This window comes from Pseudomonas sp. Yb2C2 (genome assembly GCF_052112325.1).
In the GTDB taxonomy this organism is placed as follows: domain Bacteria; phylum Pseudomonadota; class Gammaproteobacteria; order Pseudomonadales; family Pseudomonadaceae; genus Aquipseudomonas; species Aquipseudomonas marginalis.
The window spans coordinates 1-455 of sequence record NZ_JAVAJK010000065.1; the positions used below are offsets into that span (position 1 = coordinate 1).

At 66.8% G+C, this 455-nt stretch carries 1 protein-coding gene; it reads right to left on the reverse strand.

Annotated features, from left to right (window positions below):
- Positions 1 to 455: GspE/PulE family protein (locus Q8X51_RS32170; RefSeq protein ID WP_407694949.1), on the reverse strand; the 455-nt coding region annotated here is incomplete at both ends.

Consider the following 455-nt stretch of genomic DNA (forward strand, 5'->3'; position numbering starts at 1 on the left):
CCGGGCGCGGCCGGGTCTTCCTGTTTGCAATGCGGGCACAGGCGGCGGACCAGGCGTTGCGCCAGCACGCCCAGCAGTGACGAGGCCAGCAGGAACGGCTCGACGCCCATATCGATCAGGCGGTTGACCGCCGACACCGCATCGTTGGTGTGCAGGGTCGCCAGCACCAGGTGCCCGGTGAGCGAGGCCTGCACCGCGATTTGCGCGGTCTCCAGGTCGCGGATTTCACCGATCATGATGATGTCCGGGTCCTGGCGCAGGATCGCCCGCAGCGCCAGGCCGAAGGTCATGTCGATCTTGGCGTTGACCTGGATCTGGCTGATGCCCGGCAGGTCGTATTCCACCGGGTCTTCCACGGTGAGGATATTGCTGGTGCTCGCATCCAGCCGTGCCAACGCCGCGTACAGGCTGGTGGTCTTGCCGCTGCCCGTGGGCCCGGTGACCAGCACAATGCC